Annotated in this window: 14 protein-coding genes; 9 read left to right on the top strand and 5 right to left on the bottom strand. The window is 66.3% G+C overall.

What is annotated here, in order from left to right; all coding sequences use genetic code 11:
• Positions 1-16: 16 nt before the first annotated feature.
• Positions 17-1,237 (bottom strand): nicotinate phosphoribosyltransferase, encoded by a 1,221-nt coding sequence (gene pncB / locus IAE24_RS26760; protein ID WP_199962173.1) that lies wholly within the window; start codon positions 1,235-1,237, stop codon positions 17-19.
• A 115-nt stretch (positions 1,238-1,352) separates the two neighbouring features.
• Complete coding sequence (locus tag IAE24_RS26755; RefSeq protein WP_034394994.1) at positions 1,353-1,814, bottom strand: acyl-CoA thioesterase; 462 nt, start codon at positions 1,812-1,814, stop codon at positions 1,353-1,355.
• A 323-nt stretch (positions 1,815-2,137) separates the two neighbouring features.
• Here IAE24_RS26755 and IAE24_RS26750 point away from each other — a divergent pair, with 323 nt between their 5' ends.
• The 3 genes from IAE24_RS26750 (at position 2,138) to IAE24_RS26740 (ending at position 4,924) form a co-directional block, all read left to right on the top strand.
• Positions 2,138-2,686: a phasin family protein gene (locus tag IAE24_RS26750; RefSeq protein ID WP_013801612.1), complete on the top strand. Its 549-nt coding sequence runs from the start codon at positions 2,138-2,140 to the stop codon at positions 2,684-2,686.
• A 301-nt stretch (positions 2,687-2,987) separates the two neighbouring features.
• Positions 2,988-4,034: a Fe(3+) ABC transporter substrate-binding protein gene (locus IAE24_RS26745; RefSeq protein ID WP_012206542.1), complete on the top strand. Its 1,047-nt coding sequence runs from the start codon at positions 2,988-2,990 to the stop codon at positions 4,032-4,034.
• A 131-nt stretch (positions 4,035-4,165) separates the two neighbouring features.
• A complete protein-coding gene (locus IAE24_RS26740) occupies positions 4,166-4,924 on the top strand; it encodes a 3-hydroxyacyl-CoA dehydrogenase (protein WP_034394989.1) in 759 nt (252 codons plus the stop codon).
• 153 nt (positions 4,925-5,077) lie between these two features.
• Here IAE24_RS26740 and IAE24_RS26735 read toward each other — a convergent pair whose 3' ends face one another.
• Together IAE24_RS26735 and IAE24_RS26730 are read right to left on the bottom strand one after the other, a co-directional pair.
• Positions 5,078-5,920, bottom strand: coding sequence for a N(5)-hydroxyornithine transformylase PvdF (locus IAE24_RS26735; RefSeq protein WP_199962172.1), 843 nt, complete (start codon positions 5,918-5,920; stop codon positions 5,078-5,080).
• 21 nt (positions 5,921-5,941) lie between these two features.
• On the bottom strand, positions 5,942-7,657 hold the full coding sequence (locus IAE24_RS26730) for a cyclic peptide export ABC transporter (protein WP_199962170.1): 1,716 nt from the start codon (positions 7,655-7,657) through the stop codon (positions 5,942-5,944).
• Positions 7,658-7,902: 245 nt separating this feature from the next.
• On the opposite strand from IAE24_RS26730, the gene IAE24_RS26725 reads away from it, so the two are divergent.
• The 6 genes from IAE24_RS26725 to IAE24_RS26700 all read left to right on the top strand — a co-directional run bounded on the left by IAE24_RS26725 (position 7,903) and on the right by IAE24_RS26700 (position 15,897).
• Positions 7,903-8,868 carry an alpha/beta hydrolase gene (locus IAE24_RS26725; protein ID WP_199962168.1) on the top strand — a complete coding sequence of 322 codons (966 nt, stop codon included), beginning with the start codon at positions 7,903-7,905 and terminating at the stop codon, positions 8,866-8,868.
• A 161-nt stretch (positions 8,869-9,029) separates the two neighbouring features.
• On the top strand, positions 9,030-10,142 hold the full coding sequence (locus tag IAE24_RS26720) for a GNAT family N-acetyltransferase (RefSeq protein ID WP_199962166.1): 1,113 nt from the start codon (positions 9,030-9,032) through the stop codon (positions 10,140-10,142).
• A gap of 11 nt (positions 10,143-10,153) precedes the next feature.
• On the top strand, positions 10,154-11,452 hold the full coding sequence (locus IAE24_RS26715) for a lysine N(6)-hydroxylase/L-ornithine N(5)-oxygenase family protein (protein ID WP_043825897.1): 1,299 nt from the start codon (positions 10,154-10,156) through the stop codon (positions 11,450-11,452).
• Between the two features lie 214 nt (positions 11,453-11,666).
• Complete coding sequence (locus IAE24_RS26710; protein WP_199962164.1) at positions 11,667-12,266, top strand: RNA polymerase sigma factor; 600 nt, start codon at positions 11,667-11,669, stop codon at positions 12,264-12,266.
• Positions 12,267-12,278: 12 nt separating this feature from the next.
• On the top strand, positions 12,279-13,313 hold the full coding sequence (locus IAE24_RS26705) for a FecR family protein (RefSeq protein WP_199962162.1): 1,035 nt from the start codon (positions 12,279-12,281) through the stop codon (positions 13,311-13,313).
• Between the two features lie 175 nt (positions 13,314-13,488).
• The gene (locus IAE24_RS26700) at positions 13,489-15,897 is read left to right on the top strand and encodes a TonB-dependent siderophore receptor (RefSeq protein ID WP_199962161.1); all 2,409 of its coding nucleotides are present in this window, start codon (positions 13,489-13,491) and stop codon (positions 15,895-15,897) included.
• A 401-nt stretch (positions 15,898-16,298) separates the two neighbouring features.
• Here IAE24_RS26700 and IAE24_RS26695 read toward each other — a convergent pair.
• On the bottom strand, positions 16,299-20,566 hold a 4,268-nt coding region (locus IAE24_RS26695), incomplete at its 5' end, for a non-ribosomal peptide synthetase (RefSeq protein ID WP_199962159.1).

Genomic DNA, 20,566 nt, shown 5'->3' with positions numbered 1-20,566 from the left:
GCGGGCCGCGCAGCGATCAAGTCTGTGCCGCGGGCGCCGCGATCTCGAACACCTGGCGCAGATAGGCCAGGTATTTCTCGTCGTCGCACATGCTCTTGCCCGGCGTGTCCGAGAGCTTGGCCACGGGCTGGCCGTTGCAGCGCGTCATCTTGATGACGATCTGCAGCGGCACATGGTCGGGCGCGTCGCCCAGGTCATTGGTCAGGTTGGTGCCGATGCCAAAGGCCAGCTGGCAGCGCCCGTGGAAGCGCTGGAACAGCTCGATGGTGCGCGGCACCGTCAGGCCGTCGCTGAAGATCAGCGTCTTGGTCAGCGGGTCGATGCGGTTGGCGCGGTAGTGGGCCAGCAGCCGCTCGCCCCACTCGAACGGGTCCCCGCTGTCATGGCGCGCGCCATCGAAGAGCTTGCAGAAGTACAGGTCGAAATCGCGCAGGAAGGCCGACATGCCGTAGACGTCCGACAGCGCAATGCCCAGGTCGCCCCGGTACTCGCGCGCCCAGGACTCGAAGCCGAAGATCTGGCTGTCGCGCAGGCGCGGGCCCAGCGACTGGCAGGCCTGCAGGTATTCATGGGCCAGCGTGCCCAGGGGCCGCACGCCCAGCTTCATGGCATACAGCACGTTGCTGGTGCCCGCGAACTGCCCCTCGGACTCCGCGGATGCGCCGGGCCGGCCCAGGCGTGCGCACAGCACGCGCAGCACCTCTTCATGCCAGGCCCGCGAAAAGCGGCGGCGCGTGCCGTAGTCGGCAATCTTGAGCTGCTCCAGGCCCTGCTGTTGCAGCAGCGCGATCTTGGCATCCAGCCGGCGCCGGCCCTCGGGAAAATCGGGCACCGGCTGGGTATTGCGGAAGTACACCTCGTTGACGATGGCCAGCACGGGAATCTCGAACAAGATGGTGTGCAGCCAGGGCCCGCGGATGGTGATGTCGATCTCGCCATTGGGCAGCGCCTGCACCGTGACGCACTTCTCGTTGAGGTGGAACAGGCTCAGGAAATCGACGAAATCGCTCTTGATGAAGCGCAGCGAGCTCAGGTAGGCCAGCTCTGCATCCTGGAACCGCAGGCTGCACAGAGAACGGATCTCGGCCCGGATCTCGTTCACATAGGGCGCAAGCTGCACGCCGGGATTGCGGCACTTGAAACGGTACTCGACCTGTGCCCCGGGAAACTGGTGCAGCACCACCTGCATCATCGTGAATTTGTACAGGTCGGTATCGAGCAGGCTGGTGATGATCATGGACAGAGCCGGGCGGTAGGCGCCCAAGCGGTCAGATGGCAGACAGCTTTCGAGTGTAGGCCATCCACACGCCGCCGCGCTGCGAGCGGGCGCCTTGCATGCGCCCCGAACGCCATCAACCGCGCAGCAGCGGCTCCAGCACCCGGCGCAGCGCCTGCGGAATCTGGGCAGGCCGGCGCGTCTGCCGGTCCACATAGACATGGACGAAATGCCCGGCTGCGGCCGACAGCGGCTCACCCTGCGCAAACAGCCCCACCTCGTAGCGCACGCTGGAGCCGCCGATGCGGGCCACGCGGATGCCGGCCTCCACCTCCTGCGGAAAGGCCAGCGGGGCGAAGTAATTGCATTGGGTCTCTATGACCAGTCCTATCGTCTCGCCCGCATGAATGTCCAGCGCGCCCTGCTCTATCAGATGGGCATTCACCGCCGTATCGAACCAGCTGTAATAGACGACGTTGTTGACGTGCCCGTAGACATCGTTGTCCGACCAGCGCGTGCTGATGCGTCGGAATGCCGCATAGGCCGAACGGGGCTGCGGCGCGGGGCGGCTCGGGGGCGATTCATTCATGGCGGCCATTGTGCCGCTGGCCGAATGCGCCCTGTCCCCGGCCACTGTCGCCATCACGACGCGCACTGCGGCCAATCACTCGCCAAGCGAGTAAGCATGCCAACTGAAAAATGTCGTCAAACCGACATAAAACCAATTCAAAATCAAAGACTTACAAAAAATCCACAGCTTTCCGGATTTTTTTGCTGCACCGCAGCATCAGGTACTTGATTCCTTTTTTGCAATCCCTACAATAAGACCCATGCTGCACTGCAACATGACACTCAGTCAGGTCAGCGCAGGCAATTCCCCGTAACCCGAGACCCCCGTGGTCCGTTTTTCTGGAGACTGACATGAGCTTGACCCCTGACCAAATCCTGAGCGCACAAAAGGCCAACCTGGAAACCCTGTTCGGCCTGACGAGCAAGGCCTTCGAAGGCGTTGAAAAGCTGGTGGAACTGAACGTGACCGCCTCGCGCGCCGCACTGACCGAAGCTGCCCAGCACACCCAGGCTGTCCTGAGCGTCAAGGACGCACAGGAACTGCTGTCGCTGCAAGCCAACCTGTTCCAGCCCCTGGCTGAAAAGACCGCTGCCTACAGCCGTCACCTGTACGACATCGCCAGCGGCACCGGCGCCGAACTGGCCAAGACCTTCGAAAGCCAGGCTTCCGACCTGCAAAAGAACTTCAGCGCCCTGGTGGACACCACGGCCAAGAACGCACCCGCCGGTTCCGAAACCGCCGTTGCCGTGATGAAGAGCGCCGTGTCGGCTGCCAACAATGCCTTCGAGTCGGTGCAAAAGGCCGTCAAGCAGGCTTCGGACCTGGCGGAAGCCAACTTCACGGCCGTGACCAACACCGCCAACGAAGCCGTCCAGTCGGCCCAGACCCGCAAGCGTTGATCACGCTGTCTTACAACGGGGCTGCGTGCAAGAATCAGTGATTACCCGCATAATTGCACGCATCCCGGGTCGAAAGACCTGACCAGTTGTCTCCTTGGATCCTCTTGAAACCCCCGTTTCTGGATCCTTTCAAACCCAGTCTTTGGACTGGGTTTTTTTTCGTGCGCTTTTTCGCGCGCCTTGGCTCACGGCCCACCAGGGACCACCGCGCACAAGCCCTTAGACGGGCCCCACCCTTTATTAAGAACAATTCGCGTTTGACCTATCATCGCGCTTTGCCAACAAAGAGAGGCCTGTCTTCATGTCGAAATCCCTGAAAGCCCTGTTTGCCGCTTGCGCCCTGGTGGCTGCCGGCACAGCCATTGCCGACTCCCAGGTCGTCAACCTCTACTCCGCGCGCCACTACTCCACGGACGAGGAGCTGTACAACGGCTTCACCAAGGCCACCGGCATCAAGATCAACCGCGTGGACGGCGACGACGCTGGCATCATTGCGCGCCTGAAGGCCGAGGGCCAGGCCTCGCCGGCCGATGTGATCCTGCTGGTCGATGCCGCACGCCTGTACCGCGGCGAGGTCGACGGCCTGTTCCAGCCCATCCACTCCAAGCTGCTGGAAGACGCCATCCCCTCCAACCTGCGCGCCCAGCCCACGGCCGATGGCATCAGCTGGTTCGGCCTGTCCACACGCGCCCGCGTCATCGTCTACAACAAGGCCAAGGTCCAGCCCGCCGACGTGCAGAACTACGAATCGCTGGCCGACCCCAAGTTCAAGGGCCAGTTGTGCATCCGCTCGGGCTCGCACCCCTACAACCTGAGCCTGTTCGGCACCGTGGTCGAGCACATGGGCGACCAGAAGGCCGAAGGCTGGATCCAGGGCATGAAGGCCAACCTGGCCCGCCCGCCCAAGGGTGGCGACACCGACCAGATCAAGGCCGTGGCCTCGGGCGAATGCACCATCGGCGTGACCAACAGCTACTACCTGGCGCGCATGATGCGCTCGGGCAAGCCTGAGGACCAGGCCGTGGTCGGCAAGATCGGCGTGGTCTTCCCCAACCAGTCCAGCTGGGGCACGCACCTGAACATCGCAGGCGGCGCCGTGGCACGCCATGCCAAGAACAAGGACAACGCCGTCAAGTTCCTGGAGTACCTGGCCAGCCCCGCCGCCCAGAACTACTTTGCCAACGGCAACAACGAGTGGCCCGCAGCCAAGGGCGTGGAACTGGACAACCCCGCACTCAAGGAAATGACCGGCGGCAAGCCCTTCAAGAGCGAGACCATCCCGATCACGGCCGTGGGCAAGAACATGACCAAGGTCCAGCAAATGCTGGACCGCGCCGGGTTCCAGTAACCCCCATCGCGCCCATCACCAGCCCGGCACTGCCGGGCTTTTTCTTGGGCGCGACATGGCTGCAGCCGGGGCTGCATGCATAATTTGAGAGTTACGTTTACGTCAACGTCAGATAACCAAGGAGACATTCCATGCAGATCAAGGACCGGGTATTCATCGTCACGGGCGGCGCCTCCGGGCTGGGCGAAGGCACGGCGCGCATGCTGGCGGCCGAGGGCGGCAAGGTGGTGATTGCCGACATGCAGGCGGACAAGGGCGAGGCCGTGGCGCGCGAGATCGGTGGTGTCTTCGTCAAATGTGACGTGAGCCAGGAAGCCGATGGCCAGGCCGTGGTGGACAAGGCCGTGAGCCTGGGCAAGCTGGCAGGCCTGGTCAACTGCGCAGGCATTGCGCCCGCCGAGAAGACCGTGGGCAAGAACGGCGCGCACAACCTGGCGCTGTTCTCCAAGACCATCACGGTCAACCTGATCGGCAGCTTCAACATGATCCGCCTGGCCGCCACCGCCATGTCGGCCAACGAGCCCGAGAGCACGGGCGAGCGCGGCGTGCTGATCTCCACGGCCAGCGTGGCCGCCTACGACGGCCAGATCGGCCAGGCGGCGTATGCGGCGTCCAAGGGCGGCGTGGTCGGCATGACGCTGCCCATTGCGCGCGACCTGGCGCGCAACGGCATCCGCAACATGACGATTGCCCCCGGCATCTTCGGCACGCCCATGCTGTTCGGCATGCCGCAGGAAGTGCAGGACGCGCTGGCCGCCGGCGTGCCCTTCCCCAGCCGCCTGGGCACGCCCCAGGACTATGCCAAGCTGGTGCGCCACATTCTGGACAACGACATGCTCAATGGCGAGGTGATCCGGCTGGATGGGGCCATTCGTCTGGCGCCGAGGTGAAGCACCCCCTGAGCGGCTGGGCCGCTTCCCCCTCTCTACGCGCTTCGCGCGGGAGGGGGACGACACCCTAGCGGCGGGGCGGCGCGGCCGGCATAGGCCCTTGCTCGGTGTCCCTCGCGTTGGGCCGCGCCGTTCTTGGAGATACGCGCGTTGTCAGGCCATGGTGCGTGCAGGCTCTTTGGCCATCATCTCCAGCCCCTTTCGCAATGCAGGGAACAGGCTGTGCTGGAAGTTGTTCCAGCGCAGCTCAAGAATCGTGTCTTGGGGATCGATGTCGGTGCCCAGCACGTCGGCGATGACTTCGCCGGAGTCGATGCCGTTGTCCACGTAGTGAAAGGATGCGCCGGTCTTGAACAGGGGCGGGACCGGGCGCTGTTCCATGGTCTTCCAGTCCACGATCTTGTAGCCCTGCGCGCCATGCAGCGCGTCCAGCGTGGCGCATGCGCCCCGGCGTTCATAGGGTGACTCCAGGCGCGTGATGCCGGGGTGGATGTTGGCGATCCTGCGGTGGAACAGGGCCCCGGGCCGCACTAGCCGGTCCAGGATGACGAGCAGGCCGTCCAGCACCACCCACTCGGCACCCAGCTGCACCAGCCTGTCCTGCAGTTGCGCCTCGAACATCTGCTTGCCCGCGGCGCGCTGCGGATCGTTCAGCGGCAGGCGCCGGTAGGAGGACGGCACGGCCATGAGCAGGTCATTGACCCTGCGCCCCTGGATGCGCAGGTCCGGCGGATAGAACCAGCGACCGCCCGGCTGGTAGCTGAAGCCGTAGTCGCCGATTTTTTCCCGGTCGCGCGGCGAGGCCTCGTCGTCGTCGTGGATCACGGCCTCCAGGCTGTAGATATCGCCCAGCGGGCTGGTGTCCAGCAACTCGCCCAGGTATTCGAGCGGCGACTTCATGTAGCGCGTTGCGCCCTTGTAGGCGATGTGCTGGCCGGCCTGGTCGGCGGCGGCGTTTCTCAGGGACCAGATGTAGACGAGTTTTGTCTTTGCCATGTTCGTGGATTCAGCAGGAATTCAGATGTCGGCCAACGCGCCTTGACTGGCCAGTCCGGCCGGGCTGGCCGCCACCGGCTGCGCCCCGTCTTGCGGCAGGACCATGCGGCCGGCCTCCATGCGCACGATGCGGTCGGCCAGGTGGAAGTAGCGATCGTCATGGGAGATGACCACCAGCAGGTGGCCCCTGGCGCGCAGCTCGGGCAGCAGCTCGGTGTAGAACAGGTGGCGGAAGCTCGGGTCCTGGTCGGCCGCCCATTCGTCGAAGACCAGCACGGGCCGGCCCTCCAGATAGGCGTGGACCAGGGCCAGGCGCTTGCGCTGGCCGGTGGACAGGTCGATGGTGCTGAAGCTGCCGTTGCGCACACTGACCTTGTGGGCGATCTCCAGCCGCTGCAGGTAGGGCAGCGCGGCCTCGGGCAGCGCGGCGGCCTGGCCCTCTTCGCCGCCGGCCACCAGGTCCTCGAACAGGTAGAAGTCCGAGAACACCGTGGTGAACAGCTGGCGGTAGTCGTCGCGCGCCAGGGCCGTGACCGGCTGGCCGTCATGCAGGATCTCGCCCCGCTGGGGCGCATACAGGCCCAGCAGCAGCTTGATCAGCGTGGTCTTGCCCGAGCCGTTGTCGCCCACCACAAAGACCAGTTCGCCCTTGCCCAGCTTCAGGTCGATGGGGCCGATCTCGAAGGCCTTGCCGCCTTCGGGCGCATCGAAGGCATAGCGCACGCCCCGCAGCTCCAGGCTGTGGTCCAGGCGGACCTCGCCGGGCGGGCTGTCCAGGTGCAGGTGCGGCTCCGGGCTGGCAAAGCGCGCCGACAGATCGGCAATGCGCTGCAGCGCCACCTTGGCACGGCCCAGGTTGGGCAGCGCGCCTGCGATCTGGTCCATGGGGCCCTTGAGGAACAGCAGCACCAGCACGAAGCCGCTGAGCACCACGGGCTCGGTGGTGCGCAGCGCGGCCCAGCCCAGGATGAGGGCGATCAACAGAAAGAACAGCGCCGAACCGAAGGCCGAGGCCAGCACATAGGTGTTGATGGCGCGGCTGTTGATGCGGCGGATGGCATCCACGGTAGAGCCAATCTGCCCGTCGAAGATGCGGCCCCGGCGCGCGCGGTGCATGCGCAGCTCCTTGGCGCCTTCGCTGATGGCACGGTAGGCCTTGTGCAGCACTTCCTCGTGATCGCGCGCCTTCCAGAACCCCGACACGCCGCGTGACTGCGCCAGCGCCTGCAGGCTGACGCCCAGCACCAGCGCCACCACCAGCATGGCAAACAGCGGCGGCGACAGCAGGGCCAGATAGGCCAGGCAGCCCAGCGCAATGGCCAGGGCGATCACGTTGGAGGCCAGCACGAAGGCCACGTCGCTGATCATGTCCACGTCCTGCGTGAGCACGGGCATGAGGCGGTGCGTGCGGTAGCGCTCCAGCGCATCGATGGGCGCAGCCAGGATCTTGCTGGCCAGTTCCTTGCGCAGCTGCGCCACCAGGCGCTGCCCCACGAAATTGCCCGACATGTCGGACGTGGCCCGGCACACCAGCACGGTGGCACACAGGGCGATGAAGGTCAGCAGCAGCCCGCCCGCCAGCCCACCGGGGCGGTTGAGCACCTGGTTGATGGTCGCCAGCAGCGCCACCGTGGCCCCACCCGCGCAAATGCCCGTGACCACGGACAGCGCCATCCACGGTAGGAAGGGCCTGAGCAGGCGCAGTACCTCGGAGGGCGGTCGGCTGGCGTTTTCCATAAGCGATTCCTCTGGCGCCCATGGGCGCATGACCTTGCAATGCCGGCGCGGCCCGGCGTTTCCTGGAGCGCGGCGCACGGCGAGCACTCCCTACTCCCTGCAAGACGTGCGTGCGCCAAAAATGTTCACCGCCCAGGCGATGAACAAATTCCGCCGCCTTGCGTCATCACGAAGAAGGGGCAGCGCGGGCGCCCTGCCCTGCACCGGCCCGCTTTGCTTTGTCTGCCGCACACCCGAAGGACGCCATGGCTCTCCACCCCGACCTGCAAGCATTTCTTGAACTCGCCAACGCCCAGGCATCCAGCCGCCCGCGCATGAGCCAGATGACGGCAGCGCAGGCGCGCGCCGCCTACGACAACGCCACGCTGGCGCTGGACCTGCCGGGCGACGATCTGCCCACCGAGGACCTGGATCTGCCCACGCGCGACGGCGCGCGCATCCGTGCCCGGCTCTACCGCGCAGCCCCTGGACACACAGCCGCGCCCTGCCTGCTGTTCTTTCACGGCGGCGGCTATGTGCTGGGCGGGCTCGACTCGCATGACAGCCTGTGCCGCAGCCTGGCGCTGGGCACGCCCTGCAATGTGCTGGCCATCGACTACCGGCTGGCGCCAGAGCACCGCTTTCCCACCGCCTTCCTCGACGCACAGGACGCCCTGGCCTGGCTGCTGGCGCACGGCGGCCGCCATGGCCTGGACGCGCAGCGCCTGGCCATTGGCGGCGACAGCGTCGGGGGCACGCTGGCCACGGCCCTGTGCGTCGCCGCGCGCGACGCGGGCATGCCCCAGCCCTTGCTGCAGTTGCTGCTCTACCCCTGCACGGCAGCGCAGCAGGACAGTGACTCGCATGCGCGCCTGGCCACCGGCCATCTGCTGGAAGGTGACACCCTGGCCTGGATGTTCGGCCAATACCTGCGCCGCGATGCGGACCGGCAGGACTGGCGCTTTGCCCCCCTGCAGGCATCCGACCTGGGCCGGCTGGCCCCCACGCTGATGGTGCTGGCCGAGTACGACCCGCTGATCGACGAAGGAAAGCGCTATGCCGAGCGGCTGCAGGCCGCCGGCGTGGCCGTGGACCTGCAGATCTACGCCGGCATGGTCCATGACTTTGCGCGGCTGGGCGCCCTCACCGAAGAGACCGAGGTGCTGCGCGACCGGCTCTGCAAGGCACTGGCCCATGCCTTCCAGGCGGCCCGCAGCCCGGCCCTGGCATGAACATTTGCCGCGCCTGCGCGTCATCCCGGTCATGAGGCTGCCTTGTGTCCCTTGCGTCCCTTGCGTCCCTTGCGTCCCTTGTGTCCCTTGTGTCCCTTGTGCCCTTGCCCGAGCCCCGACCCGTGTCCCGCACGCGGGGCACTCCATCTGAAAGAGTCCACGTGCGTCCAGTCGAAGCCACCGCTACACCGTCACCAGACGCCTCCGGCGCCAGCTACCTTGCCCATGCAGGCGCCGAGACGATCAGCGTCTTCGGCGATGGACAGCGGCTGCGCCTGGAGCGTTCGGGGTCCGTGGATGCCGGCAGGCCCGGCAAGCCCAGTCTCTGGAACCTGTCGCCCACGGCCGCGCCAGGCCTGATGCAGCTGCAATGGCTGGGCCCCTGCTCGGGCATGCCCGAAGCGGATGAACTGCTGGCCGCGCTGCAGGCAGGCTTTGGCCTGCATCCCGATGCGCAAGCCATCGAGCTGTCCCTGCCCCGGCTGCCGCCCGGCCTGCGCGACAGCATTGCCACAGTGCAGCCGGGCCAGGCCCCGTGCGTGGCAAGAAGCGTGCTGTGGCAGCAGCCCCTGTGGCTGCCCCGCCCGCGCCCACCCTATGCGCTGCACTACACGATCAGCGAAGGCCGGCGCCACCCCTTGCGCCTGCACAATCCGCGCGGCGAGGTCTACCGCCGCTTCATCCCCTGGCTGGGCCGCACGCTGAGCTTTCGCACCGTGGAGCCCGAGGCCGACCTGCCCCTCATCCACCGCTGGATGAACGACCCGGTCGTCGCGCATTTCTGGGAGGAAAGCGGCGACCTTGCCCACCACCGCGCCTACCTGCAGCGCATGGCCGGCGACCCGCATGCGCTCGGCCTCATCGGCTGCTTCGACGCCGAGCCCTTCGGCTACTTCGAGGCCTACTGGGCCAAGGAAGACCGCATCGCCCCCTTCTATGACGCGGGCGACCATGACCGGGGCTGGCATGCGCTGGTGGGGGAGGCACGGTTTCGCGGCAGACCCTACCTGACGGCCTGGCTGCCCTCGCTGTCGCACTACCTCTTTCTGGACGACTGCCGCACGCAGCGCATCGTCGTGGAGCCGCGCGCCGACAACCGCAAGATGCGCAAAAGCCTGCCGCGCTGCGGCTATGCGCTGGTCAAGGAATTCGACTTCCCGCACAAGCGCGCCGTGCTGGGAGTCCTTCTCAGGGAACGCTTTTTCGCAGACGCCTTGTGGATACCGCAGACCGACGCAGCCGCGCCGGACGCACTGGACGCATCGACCCAATGAAAGGACCTTCCATGCAAACCCACCCGCTGATCGGCATCGGCTTCGGCCCCTCCAACATTGCCCTGGCCATCGCCCTCAAGGAGCGCGAAGCCACCGCGCGGGCCATTCACCCCGTCTTCATCGAAAAGCAGCCGCGCTTCGCCTGGCACCGGGACATGCTGCTGGAGCAGGCCCACATGCAGGTGTCCTTCCTCAAGGACCTGGCCACGCTGCGCAACCCCACCAGCCGCTTCACCTTCATCAACTACCTGCACGAGAAGGGCCGGCTGCAGGACTTCATCAACCTCAAGACCTTCTTTCCCAGCCGCCACGAATTCAACGACTACCTGGCCTGGGCCGCCTCCAAGTTCGAGGACCGCTGCGTCTACGGCCAGGAAGTCATCGAGGTGCTGCCTGAAAAACGCGACGGCAAGGTGGAGCTGCTGCGCGTGCGCTCGCGCGATGCGGCCGGCAACGTGCATGAGCGCCTGGGCCAGAACCTGGTCATGAGCATCGGCGGCACGCCCAGCATTCCCGAGCAGTTCAAGCCCCTGCGCGGCGATGCGCGCGTCTTCCACTCCAGCGCCTACCTGCGCAGCATTGCCGAGCATGCCAGGCCGCTGCGCATCGCCGTCGTGGGTGCGGGCCAAAGCGCCGCCGAAATCTTCATGGACCTGCACGGCCGCTACGCCACGGCCGAGATCGACCTGGTCATGCGCGCCCGCTCCATCCGCCCCTCGGACGACAGCCCCTTCGTCAACGAAATCTTCAACGCCGACTTCGTGGACCATGTCTACAGCCGCCCGCATGACGAGCGCGGCGCCCTGCTGCGCGAGTTCTGGCACACCAACTACGCCTGTCCCGACCTGGAGCTGATCGAGAGCATCTTCAAGGTGTTCTATGAACAGAAGGTCGTCGGCGATACGCGCCATCGCTTCCTGCGCCGCCACGAGGTGCAGGACGTGCGGGCGGCCGGCGACGGCATCCACCTGGGGCTGCGCGATCTCAACAGCGGCATCGACCATGCATCGCGCTACGACGTGGTGGTGCTGGCCACCGGCTATGCGCGCGAGCACCACAAGACCCTGCTGGACCCGCTGGCCCCCTACCTGGGCGACTTCTCCGTGAGCCGCGACTACCAGGTGCACACCACGCCGGACTTTCGCCCCGCCATCTTCCTGCAGGGCGCCTGCGAGGGCTCCCACGGCCTCAGCGACACCCTGCTGTCCGTCACTTCGGTGCGCACCGGCGAAATCGGTGAAGCCCTGCTGGCAGCGCAAGCCCAAAGACCCGATGTTGCGCGCACAGAACAGCTGGCGCTGCAGGATTGAAAGATCGCACAGGGCATGATGGCGCAGGGATCTCCCATGCCATAATTTGAATGCAAACCATTTGCATTTGAATTTGAATCACCTGCGCCGCTGAATCCCATACCCGCTGCTGCACCGCCCCGGCCCTGGCCGGGGTTGCAGCATCTGGTAGGCCCTTCTCTGTACGGACCCAGGGGTTCCAACCCATCGCCCTTGCGGAAAGGCAGGTATCCGGATGCGTGACCTGATCCAGGAACTCGTGGCTCACTATGGCGATCTGCGCCGCCAGCTCACGCGCGATCTCCGAGATCCGCACTATGCGGCCGACATCGCGCAATCGAGCTTCGAGCGGGTCTATGTGCACGCCCTGGGCCTGCGCAGCGGCAAGAAGGCCGAAACCCTGCCTGACGCCGGCATCGAATCCCCACGCGCCCTGCTGTTTCGCGTGGCACGCAATCTGTGCATCGACGATGCGCGCAAGCGCAAGACCGCCCAGGAATGGACGCGCCAGCAAATGGTGGTGCAGCACAGTGCGCCCTCCAGCGAAACCCTGGCCGCCCAGCGCCAGATCCTGAACCGCGTCGTCCAGGCGCTGGAAGGCCTGCCGCCTCGCCGGCGCGAAGTCTTCATCCTCTTTCGCGCCCATGGCTACACGCGCGCGGAAATCGCCGATCAGCTCAACATCACCGAAATGGCCGTCGCCAAGCACATGGTGCGCGCCACGCTGGACTGCTCGCGCGTGCTGGCCCAGCTGCGCTCCGAACTGCTCGAGGACCATGCGCTGGGCAGCGCCATGGATTTCGACAACAGTACACTGACCGACGACGCATCCTGACTCCCCCTTTCCATGGCAAGTGCACCTAGCGAGCGCATGGTCGAGCATGCGCTGACGCTGATCGTTCAAAGCGAAATCGCTCCCGACCCGGTGGCCGACCAGGCCCGCCTGACCCTGGGCGAATGGCGCGGGAAATCAGCCCGGCACGATGCCGCCGCACGCGAGGCGCACCTGCGCTGGAACCTGCTGGGCGGCATGTCCGGCGGCCTGCGCGAGCAGTTCCAGGAAACCGCCCTGCTGGCCGACAGAGCCTCGCGCTCCACCCAGACCGTCCGGCGCCGCAAGCTGCTGCTGTCCTTCGCCGGGCTGCTGGGCACAGGTGCGCTGGCGGGCCGGGGCGCCTACTGGTACTGGCAGCAGCCCATCCACACCTCGGCCTACGCCACGCGCAACTCGCAGATCCTCAAGATCACGCTGGCCGACGGCAAGCTGCCGCTGCAGGCCAGCCTGGTGGAACTAGCGCCCCAGAGCTCCATTGCCGTGACGCTCTACCGCCAGCGCCGCAGCGTGTCCATGGCCCGGGGCGAAGTGCGATTCGACGTGGCCCCCGATCCCGACCGGCCCTTCGAGGTCATCACGCGCGAGGCGCGCATCGAGGTCGTGGGCACGGTCTTCACCGTGCGCGACCGCGGCGGCCCCGTCACCGTGGGCGTGGAGCATGGCCATGTCAGGGTCCGCGTGCTGGGCAGGGATGCGCAGGATGCGACGGGCCCGGCGGCGGCAACGCTGGACCTGCTGCCCGGCCAGGTCGTGGACATCCGCAACGGTCAGGCCGAGGCCGTGCGCCAGGCCGATGCCGCCACGCTGTCCGCCTGGCGCGAGGGCTGGCTGGTCTTCGAGAACACCCCGCTGGCCGAGGCCCTGGCCACGGTCAACGCCTACCGCACCCAGCCCATCGAAGCCGCCGATGCGCGCGTGGCCGCGCTGCGCCTGACCGGGCGCTTTCGCGCCAATGACTCGGCCGGCCTGCTGGCCGTGCTGCCGTCCATCCTGCCGCTGAGGGTGCGCCCGCAGCCGGATGGCGGGGTGCAGTTGCAGGCGCTCTGAAAGCATTCCAGGCAGGCATTCGGGCGCCTGCCAGTGCAAAAAAATTGCAACAGACTGTCTTCGTTTCGGCGGCCCATACGTCTTCGCAGTGCGGCATGTGGCAACCGGGAAAGAACGGGAGCCCGCGCCTCTTCAGGAATAGCTCTCATTCAATGCACCCGGAACACCATCAACCATGCGTTCTCTGCCCAGACAGCATCTGCTGAGCGCCGCGCTCGCCGCGGCCTTCGGCACCACCACCCTCTGCGCTCTTCCCGCTGCCGCGCAACCCGCCGCCCAGGCTCCTTCACAGGCCTTCGACATCCATGTGCCCTCACAGCCGCTGGCAACGGCACTCAACGAGCTTTCCCGGCAGACCCAGACCCAGGTGTTTGCAGCCGGGGACCTGGTGTCCGGGCTGAATTCCCGCGCCGTTTCCGGCAAGCTCAGCGTGGAGCAGGCCTTGAGGGACATGCTGGCAGGCTCATCCCTGGAAGCATCCAGGACGGCCAATGGAGGCTTCGCCATCCGGCGCTTGGTGAGCGGCAGCACCACGCTGCCTGTGGTCAATGTGCTGGCTGCGCACGAGGGCGAAAGCCCGACGGGCCCCTTGCAAGGCTATGTGGCCAAACGCAGCGCCACGGGCACCAAGACGGATACGCCCCTGATCGAAACGCCGCAGTCCATCTCCATCGTCGGCGCCGAGGAAATCGAGGTGCTCAAGTCGCAGAACCTGCAGGACGCGCTCGGTTACGTGGCCGGCGTCAGCCGCTCCGAAGGCCTGGACAGGACTTCGGACACGCTGATCGTGCGGGGCTTCCAGCTCGACGGCAACGGCAACCAGTACCGCGACGGCACCAAGTACACCGTCAACATCTTCAACGGCCAGCAGGAGCCCTACGGCCTGGAGCGCATCGAGTTGCTCAAGGGCGCCGCATCGGTGCTCTACGGTTCTGCCGCGCCCGGCGGCATCATCAACACGGTGAGCAAGCGCCCGACGTCCACCCCCCTGCACGAGCTCAATGTCGAAGTCGGCAGCTTCAGCCGCAAACAGGTTTCCGGCGACTTCGGCGGCCCGCTGGACAAGGACGGTGAATGGTCCTATCGGCTGACCTTCCTCAAGCGCGACAGCAATTCCTTCGTGGACTACACGCCCGACGACCGGCTCTTCATCGCGCCGGCGCTCAAGTGGCAGCCCAATGCAGCGACCTCGCTGACCATCCTGGCCGATTACCAGAAGGACAGTTCGGCCTATGTTTACGGCCTGCCCGAGGAAGGGACCATCCTGCCCAACATCAACGGGCGGTTACCCCGTAACCTGTTCGTTGGAGAGCCAGGCTACGACAAGTTCGAACTGAACCGCTTCTCCATCGGCTATCTGTTCGAGCACGCCTTCAACGACAGAGTCAAGCTGAGGAACAGCCTGCGCTACATGAAGGCAGACAACGAATACGCGTCCATCTGGATCTCCGGCCTGGCAGCCGACCAGCGCACCACGGCATACAGGGGGGTGGCACCGCGGTGGGACCGCTCCTCCGCCGTGGTCTCCGATACCTCGCTCGAATACCAGGCCGAGACTGGCAGCGTGCGGCACACCATGCTGGTGGGCTTCGATTATTCGGCACCCCGCCACGAAAGCGAGCGCTACACGCGCAGCATCGACAACATCGATCTCTACAACCCTGCCTATGGAAGCCCCATGGGCACCGAGATCACACAGAACCCGTATTCCTGGAAGAGCACGGCCAAACGCATGGGCCTCTATGCCCAGGATCAGATGAAGATCAACGACAAGTGGGTGGTCCTGGTGGGCGGACGCTATGACTCCGTCCGCTACGACGAGAGCAGCTTCTTCACCGGCGCGAAATCCGTGGACAACGAGAAGGACCACGCCTTCACGGGCCGTGCCGGCCTGGTCTACCTGGCCGATAACGGCTGGGCTCCTTTCCTGAGCTACAGCGAATCCTTCGAACCGACCTCGGGCCGGGACCGCCTGGGCTCGCGCTTCAAGCCGACCACGGGCCAGCAGTATGAGGCCGGCGTGCGCTACCAGCCCAAGGGCTCCAATACGATGATCTCGGCCGCCGTCTACCAGCTGACGCGCCAGAACGTGCTCGTCGCCGATCCGCAAGATCCCACCCTGACCTACAGCATCCAGCAGGGAGAGGTCCGCTCGCGCGGCTTCGAGCTGGAGGCCCGCACCGCCGTGGGCCGCAATGCCAACCTCATCCTGGCCTATGCCTATACGGAGGCAGCCACCATCAAGGCAAGTCCCCTGCAGCCCGAACAGGAAGGCCTGCGCTCACCGGGCGTGCCCTACAACCAGCTTTCGATCTGGGGCGACTACAACTTCGGCAGCCTCGGCCTGCCGGGCCTGAAGATAGGCGCAGGCATGCGCTACGTGGGCAGCACGCGCAGCCAGACCAACAACCCCGTGCCCGCCTTCACGCTGTTCGACGCCATGGTCAGCTACACCACGGGCCCCTGGAGGCTTGCGCTGAACGTCAACAACCTCACCGACAAGACCTACATAGGCAACTGCACCTACGGCTGCTTCTACGGCGAACCGCGCAGGGTCATCGGTACGGCAACCTATCGCTGGTAGAACGGACTGCCGCGAGGCCGGCCCTGCAGGATGCGCCCGCAGGCCGGCGGTGCCGTGCAGCTGCAGACTCCCTGAACGGCGCCTTCGGCGCCTGCAAAAACCAAAAGACCACGGCCGGATCGCTCCGGCCGTGGCCCATGCCTGGTGGCGGACTGCCACCGGGAGGTGGCCGTACCCATGACCCTGCGCGGCTCGCCGCAGAAGCAGTCGTGCGTGCAGCCGCAAGCATAGGTCTTGTCCGCCAGATTGGTCGGATTCAAGGCCAGGCCCCACGGGGATTCAAAGACCTGGCCAACGCTCTGCCCGGACGATTGGGCGGCAGCCAGGGGAGGCCACAGCGAGCCCGGCGGCCCCGCAGCAGCCCCTTGGCGCAGCGACCCACGCCAAGGGGCTGCGCCGGATCATCCGGGCTCGAGCTCGCAGACCAGCAGTTCGAGCAACTGCGCAAGCAGGCCGGCATCCCGCAGCATGGAGAAATGGTCTGCCTCGATCTCCGCGCCCGGGACATCGTCCTGCTGCAGTTGCTGCTGCAACCTGGTGCGGTCGCTGGCATTGCGGCCCTCGCTCCACCACAGCTGCGCCGCGCCAGCCACCGGCCTGAGCCTCTCGGTCTGCAATGACAGGCGCTTCAGATGAAGCGCCGTCATGAAGGTCTGGGCCAGATCAGCCCCCTCCATGGGTACGCTGCCTTCGGCCAGCTGTGCGCCTGCTCGGGCCGCAGCGCGTCCCAGAGGACCCGCCAGAAGGTCGGCGCTGGGCTGGGAGATGGTGTGGACCTCGGCCACATCATCGATATCTGCATGGGGAAGCAGATGGCCCACAAAGGCCAGGAAATCCGGCCACCAGTCATCGGACGAGGTCTGCCCGGCCTCGGGAACGAAGGGATCGACCAGTCCCAGCAGTCCCAGCGTCTGGGCCTGGGCCTCCAGCCGGGATGCCATCAAGGCCACAAGGCTGCCGCCCAATGACCATCCCAGCAGGTGGTAGGGCCCGCTGGGCTGAACGGCGCGGACCATGCGGCAGTAGTCATCGGCCATCTGTTCCAGCGAATGGTCCAGGTGGTCTGGCGCAGACAGACTGCGGCAGGCGATCGCATACACGGTCCGCACGCCGTTGAGCACCCTGGCCAGCGGCTGGTAGTCGAAGATGGTTCCAAAGCCCGCATGGATGCAGAAAAGCGGTGGCACCCCCTCGCATACGGCATTGAGAGCGATCAGGCCTGCAGCGCGTGTCTCCTGTTCGGCGCCCAGACCCAGCAGGCCGGCGATCGTGGGCCGTTGCAACAGATCGCGCAGCTTGAAATCCAGCCGCCGGTTGCCGAGCTTGCGCACCTTGGCGTGCATCTTCAGGCTGAGCAGCGAATCTCCGCCCAGTTCGAAGAAGTTGTCGGTCTCGCCCACCCGGTCCACGCCCAGCACCTCCTGCCATACCTTGGCCAGCGCACGGGCCTCGTCCGTCGAGGGCGGGACGAAAGCTCTCGCACCATCGGCCTCGGGCAGGGGCAGTGCATGGCGGTCCAGCTTGCCGCTGACAAGACGAGGCAGGGCGGGCAGCGGCACGCAATGCGCCGGCACCATGTAGTCCGGCAGGCGCTCGGAAAGCTGCTGGCGTATGCGCGGACCTGCACGTTTGTCCGCTGCCAGGCCGTCCAGCACCAGATAGGCCACCAGTTGACGGCCCGAGGCAGCCTCCTGCACAACCACGGCGGCATCGGCAACGCCGGCCAGCGCGCGCACGGCCTTCTCCACCTCGCCGAGTTCGATGCGGAAGCCCCGGATCTTGACCTGATGGTCGGCACGGCCTATGTACTCGATATTGCCGTCATCCATCCAGCGCACCAGGTCGCCGGTCCGGTACAGGCGCCCGCCCTGCGCATCGAACGGATTGGCGATGAACCGCTCGGCGGTCAGTGCACTGCGCCCGAGATAGCCGCGCGCCAGACCGTAGCCTCCGATATACAGCTCGCCCACCCTGCCGGCCGGCAACAGCTGCATGTCCTCGTCCAGCACGTAGACGGAACGTTCGCCCACGGGCCTGCCTATGGGTGCATAGGCGCACTCGAAGCGTTGATCGCCGCCAGTGCGCCAGATCAACGGCGTCACCACCGTTTCCGTGGGTCCATAGCCGTTGATCAGCCAGCGCGGCCGCAGATGGGTGGACACCTTGTCGTAGGCTGCCTTGGGCATGGCCTCTCCGCCAAAGACATAGAGTTCTACCTCGGGAACATCGTCGCGCGGCGCGGCCCAATCGGCGATCTCGCCAAGGTAGGCAGGCGGGAAGGCCGCCGTGGTCACGCCATGGCGTTGCAGCGCCTGATAGGACTGCTCGGCCGTCCAGAGTTCGCCGTCCCTCAGCACCAGGCTGGCTCCCACGCACAGGGGCGTCAGCCAGCGCTCATGGGCACCGTCGAACGAGAAGGACATGAAGTGCAGCTCGCAGGATGCGGGCGTCATCCCATAGATTTGCGCCGTGGCCAGGCAGTGCATGGCCAACGGGCCGTGGGACACTGCCACGCCCTTGGGAAGCCCGGTGGAGCCTGACGTATAGATCACGTAGGCCAGATGATCGGCGTCGCAGCGCGGCGCCAAGCCGTGCGCCTCCAGCTGGCCATAGGGCACGTCTTCCATGCGCAGTGTCGGCACGTGCAGCGCGGCCAGCCGGGGCAGCACGCTGCTCTGGCTGACCAGAAGCATGGCCCCGCTGTCCTGGAGCATGAAGGCCAGCCGGTCGCAGGGATAGGCGATATCGAGCGGCACGTAGGCACCACCGGCCTTGAGCACGGCCAGCAAGGCAACCACCATGTCCATGGAGCGCTCCAGCGCCACCCCGACCACCTTGTCGGGCCCCACCCCCAGCTCCACCAGATGGCGTGCCAGGCGATTGGCCTGGGCGTCGAGCTGTGCATAGCTCATGTGCGCATCGCCCATCCTCAAGGCGATGGCCTCGGGCCGCGCGCTCGCCTGCTGCGCGATCAGCGCATGCGCCGTGCTGCGCGGCCCCGGGGGAGCCTGCGACTCGGAGCGGCCCAATGCCAGCAAGCCGGCCTGCTGCGAAGCGCCCAGCCACCCCAGCTGCCCCAGGGGCTGGTCCGCATCCAGAACCAGCAGTTGGTGCAGCAAATGCTCGACCAGCTGCCGCATGTCCGCCACACGGGCCTCGTCGAAGGACTGGCGCGCGTAGCAGTATTCGATTTCCAGCACCTCACCCACGGTGACCTGCAAATCCATGGCGTAGCCGGTCAGGCCGCTGCCGGCCACGGCACCGAATTCCAGCCCGAACTGGTCCAGGCGCTTCATGGTCTGGTCCATCGGATGGTTCTCGAAAACGATGATGCTGTCGAACAGGGGCCTGCCCGCAGATCCTGCCCAGCGCTGTATGTCGGCCAATGCCGAGTGCTCGAATTCCCGCGCCCTGAGATTGCCGGACTGCACCGCGCGCAGGTATTCGCCGATGGACAGCCCAGCGCGCACCGATACGGCGATCGGAATGGTGTTGATGAACAGGCCCAGCATCTGCTCGGCGCCCTCCAGGCTTGCAGGCCTGCCGGCCACCGTGGCGCCGAAGACGACCTGCCGGCTGCCGGCCTGCCGCTGCAACACCAGCGACCAGACGGCCTGCACCAGGGTGTTCATGGTCACGCGCTCGCGCTGGGCCAGGCCCACGAGGGCGGCTGTCCGCTGCGCATCCAGGCGCGTGAAAAGCTTGGCATAGCCGTCGGTGCCGGTGCGCTGCTGGGGGTCGGCCAGCAGAACCGGCCCCTCAAGCCCGGCCAGCTCCCCTTGCCAGAAGGCCTTGGCAGCCTCGGCATCCTGCCGCTGCAGCCAGCGCAGGAAGTCCCCGTAGGCGGGAGGCTGGGCGGGCAGTTGCTCGCCCGCATAGCTCTGCAGCCATTCCCCCCAGAGCCGGGAATCGCTCCAGCCGTCCGTGAGGATGTGGTGCTGTGTCCACAGCAGCCGGAAGCCCGTGTCCGAGATGCGGATCAGGTGGATGCGGACCAGCGGCGGAGCCATCCAGTCGGTCTCCCTGCGCAACTCCTCCCTGCCCAGGCGGTCCGCGCGCTCGACCGCATCATCAAGCCCACGCCAGTCATGCTGCACGAACTTTGCCGTTGCCTGGCGCAGCACCACCTGCAGCGGTCGCTGCATGCCAGCCTGCCAGACAAAGGCCGTGCGCAGCATGGCGTGGCGCTGCACCATGGCCGACCAGGCGCGGGCCAGGCGCTCGGCATCGACCCCGGACAGGTCCACCCCGAGCTGATTGACATACAGACCGGTTCCCGGCGCCTCCATGGCATGGAAGAACATGCCTTCCTGCGTCGGGGTGAGCGGATAGACATCCTCCACATCGTCCTGGGCGAACGGCAGGCCCGCCAGGACCTGTGCATCGAAAAAGTCCACCAGACGGCCACGCTGCCCGGCCGATGTGGCCACGGCCACCGCCGCGCGCTGGTCCGCAGGTTCTGCCACGGCCGCGAGTTCGGCCACCGTCTGCCGCTCGAACAATTGCCGGGGCGTGATGCGCCAGCCGGCACGGTACGTCCGGCTCACGATCTGCAGGCTCAGGATGGAATCGCCGCCCAGCATGAAGAAGTTGTCGCTGCGCCCCACACGATCCAGCTCCAGCACCTCTTCCCAGATGCCTGCCAGCATCGCCTCCACATCGCCCTGCG

It is taken from the genome of Delftia sp. S65, assembly GCF_016516495.1.
GTDB lineage: Bacteria > Pseudomonadota > Gammaproteobacteria > Burkholderiales > Burkholderiaceae_C > Comamonas > Comamonas acidovorans.
Note: the sequence above shows the minus strand (reverse complement) of the source record. Positions and strands in the feature narration are given on the sequence as shown.

Excerpts from the sequence above, each read along its gene's own strand:
- pncB (WP_199962173.1), bottom strand. The coding sequence starts at position 1,237 with ATGATCATCACCAGCCTGCTCGATACCGACCTGTACAAATTCACGATG.
- IAE24_RS26755 (WP_034394994.1), bottom strand. The coding sequence starts at position 1,814 with ATGGCCGCCATGAATGAATCGCCCCCGAGCCGCCCCGCGCCGCAGCCC.
- IAE24_RS26750 (WP_013801612.1), top strand. The coding sequence starts at position 2,138 with ATGAGCTTGACCCCTGACCAAATCCTGAGCGCACAAAAGGCCAACCTG.
- IAE24_RS26745 (WP_012206542.1), top strand. The coding sequence starts at position 2,988 with ATGTCGAAATCCCTGAAAGCCCTGTTTGCCGCTTGCGCCCTGGTGGCT.
- IAE24_RS26740 (WP_034394989.1), top strand. The coding sequence starts at position 4,166 with ATGCAGATCAAGGACCGGGTATTCATCGTCACGGGCGGCGCCTCCGGG.
- IAE24_RS26735 (WP_199962172.1), bottom strand. The coding sequence starts at position 5,920 with ATGGCAAAGACAAAACTCGTCTACATCTGGTCCCTGAGAAACGCCGCC.
- IAE24_RS26730 (WP_199962170.1), bottom strand. The coding sequence starts at position 7,657 with ATGGAAAACGCCAGCCGACCGCCCTCCGAGGTACTGCGCCTGCTCAGG.
- IAE24_RS26725 (WP_199962168.1), top strand. The coding sequence starts at position 7,903 with ATGGCTCTCCACCCCGACCTGCAAGCATTTCTTGAACTCGCCAACGCC.
- IAE24_RS26715 (WP_043825897.1), top strand. The coding sequence starts at position 10,154 with ATGCAAACCCACCCGCTGATCGGCATCGGCTTCGGCCCCTCCAACATT.
- IAE24_RS26710 (WP_199962164.1), top strand. The coding sequence starts at position 11,667 with ATGCGTGACCTGATCCAGGAACTCGTGGCTCACTATGGCGATCTGCGC.
- IAE24_RS26705 (WP_199962162.1), top strand. The coding sequence starts at position 12,279 with ATGGCAAGTGCACCTAGCGAGCGCATGGTCGAGCATGCGCTGACGCTG.
- IAE24_RS26700 (WP_199962161.1), top strand. The coding sequence starts at position 13,489 with ATGCGTTCTCTGCCCAGACAGCATCTGCTGAGCGCCGCGCTCGCCGCG.